This window comes from Bacillus sp. V3B (assembly GCF_024494465.1).
GTDB lineage: Bacteria > Bacillota > Bacilli > Bacillales > Cytobacillaceae > Bacillus_BD.
Genome location: NZ_JAETXM010000057.1, coordinates 1 through 2,931, shown reverse-complemented (window position 1 = coordinate 2,931; position 2,931 = coordinate 1). Strand labels below are relative to the sequence as shown.

Here is a 2,931-nt window from a genome sequence, read left to right as displayed (position 1 = left end):
GGTTAAGTTAGAAAGGGCGCACGGTGAATGCCTTGGCACTAGGAGCCGATGAAGGACGGGACTAACACCGATATGCTTCGGGGAGCTGTAAGTAAGCTTTGATCCGGAGATTTCCGAATGGGGAAACCCCCTATCTTTAATAGGATAGGATCTTTACCTGAATACATAGGGTATTGAAGGCACACCCGGGGAACTGAAACATCTAAGTACCCGGAGGAAGAGAAAGCAAACGCGATTCCCTGAGTAGCGGCGAGCGAAACGGGATTAGCCCAAACCAAGAGGCTTGCCTCTTGGGGTTGTAGGACACTCAATATGGAGTTACAAAGGAACGGGGTAAATGAATCGGTCTGGAAAGGCCAGTCGTAGAAGGTAAAAACCCTGTAGTTGAAACTTCGTTCCCTCCTGAGTGGATCCTGAGTACGGCGGGACACGAGAAATCCCGTCGGAAGCAGGGAGGACCATCTCCCAAGGCTAAATACTCCCTAGTGACCGATAGTGAACCAGTACCGTGAGGGAAAGGTGAAAAGCACCCCGGAAGGGGAGTGAAATAGTTCCTGAAACCGTGTGCCTACAAGTAGTCAAAGCCCTTTTATGGGTAATGGCGTGCCTTTTGTAGAATGAACCGGCGAGTTACGATTACATGCGAGGTTAAGTTGAAAAGACGGAGCCGCAGCGAAAGCGAGTCTGAATAGGGCGTTTAGTATGTAGTTGTAGACCCGAAACCAGGTGATCTACCCATGTCCAGGTTGAAGTCCAGGTAACACTGGATGGAGGACCGAACCCACGCACGTTGAAAAGTGCGGGGATGAGGTGTGGGTAGCGGAGAAATTCCAATCGAACTTGGAGATAGCTGGTTCTCTCCGAAATAGCTTTAGGGCTAGCCTTGAATTTAGAGTCTTGGAGGTAGAGCACTGTTTGGACTAGGGGCCCCCATCGGGTTACCGAATTCAGACAAACTCCGAATGCCAAAGACTTATATTCAGGAGTCAGACTGCGAGTGATAAGATCCGTAGTCAAAAGGGAAACAGCCCAGACCACCAGCTAAGGTCCCAAAGTATACGTTAAGTGGAAAAGGATGTGGAGTTGCTTAGACAACCAGGATGTTGGCTTAGAAGCAGCCACCATTTAAAGAGTGCGTAATAGCTCACTGGTCGAGTGACTCCGCGCCGAAAATGTACCGGGGCTAAACGTATCACCGAAGCTGTGGATGGACACCTTAGGGTGTCCGTGGTAGGAGAGCGTTCTAAGGGCGTCGAAGCCAGATCGTAAGGACTGGTGGAGCGCTTAGAAGTGAGAATGCCGGTATGAGTAGCGAAAGATGGGTGAGAATCCCATCCACCGAATGCCTAAGGTTTCCTGAGGAAGGCTCGTCCGCTCAGGGTTAGTCGGGACCTAAGCCGAGGCTGAAAAGCGTAGGCGATGGACAACAGGTTGATATTCCTGTACCACCAAACTTCCGTTTGAGCAATGGGGGGACACAGGAGGATAGGGTAAGCGCGCTGTTGGATTAGCGCGTCCAAGCAGTTAGGCCGTCAGTGAGGCAAATCCCACTGGCAATAGGCGGAGCTGTGATGGCGAGGGAAATATAGTACCGAAGTTCCTGATTCCACACTGTCAAGAAAAGCCTCTAGCGAGGAAGTTGGTGCCCGTACCGCAAACCGACACAGGTAGGCGAGGAGAGAATCCTAAGGTGTGCGAGAGAACTCTCGTTAAGGAACTCGGCAAAATGACCCCGTAACTTCGGGAGAAGGGGTGCTCTTTAGGGTTTATAGCCCTGAAGAGCCGCAGTGAATAGGCCCAGGCGACTGTTTAGCAAAAACACAGGTCTCTGCGAAGCCGCAAGGCGAAGTATAGGGGCTGACGCCTGCCCGGTGCTGGAAGGTTAAGAGGAGAGGTTAGCGCAAGCGAAGCTTTGAATTGAAGCCCCAGTAAACGGCGGCCGTAACTATAACGGTCCTAAGGTAGCGAAATTCCTTGTCGGGTAAGTTCCGACCCGCACGAAAGGCGTAACGATCTGGGCACTGTCTCAACGAGAGACTCGGTGAAATTATAGTACCTGTGAAGATGCAGGTTACCCGCGACAGGACGGAAAGACCCCGTGGAGCTTTACTGTAGCCTGATATTGAATTTTGGTACAGCTTGTACAGGATAGGTAGGAGCCTGAGAAGCCGGAGCGCTAGCTTCGGTGGAGGCGTCGGTGGGATACTACCCTGGCTGTATTGACATTCTAACCCACGCCCCTTATCGGGGCGGGAGACAGTGTCAGGTGGGCAGTTTGACTGGGGCGGTCGCCTCCTAAAGAGTAACGGAGGCGCCCAAAGGTTCCCTCAGAATGGTTGGAAATCATTCGTAGAGTGTAAAGGCACAAGGGAGCTTGACTGCGAGACCTACAAGTCGAGCAGGGACGAAAGTCGGGCTTAGTGATCCGGTGGTTCCGCATGGAAGGGCCATCGCTCAACGGATAAAAGCTACCCCGGGGATAACAGGCTTATCTCCCCCAAGAGTCCACATCGACGGGGAGGTTTGGCACCTCGATGTCGGCTCATCGCATCCTGGGGCTGTAGTCGGTCCCAAGGGTTGGGCTGTTCGCCCATTAAAGCGGTACGCGAGCTGGGTTCAGAACGTCGTGAGACAGTTCGGTCCCTATCCGTCGTGGGCGCAGGAAATTTGAGAGGAGCTGTCCTTAGTACGAGAGGACCGGGATGGACGCACCGCTGGTGTACCAGTTGTTCTGCCAAGGGCATCGCTGGGTAGCTATGTGCGGAAGGGATAAGTGCTGAAAGCATCTAAGCATGAAGCCCCCCTCGAGATGAGATTTCCCATAGCGTCAAGCTAGTAAGACCCCTGAAAGATGATCAGGTTGATAGGTTTGAGGTGGAAGCGTGGTGACACGTGGAGCTGACAAATACTAATCGGTCGAGGACTTAACCA

Annotated in this window: 1 rRNA gene; it reads left to right on the top strand. The window is 52.5% G+C overall.

Annotated elements, in window-relative coordinates:
* A 23S ribosomal RNA gene (locus tag JMM81_RS22440) occupies positions 1–2,931 on the top strand.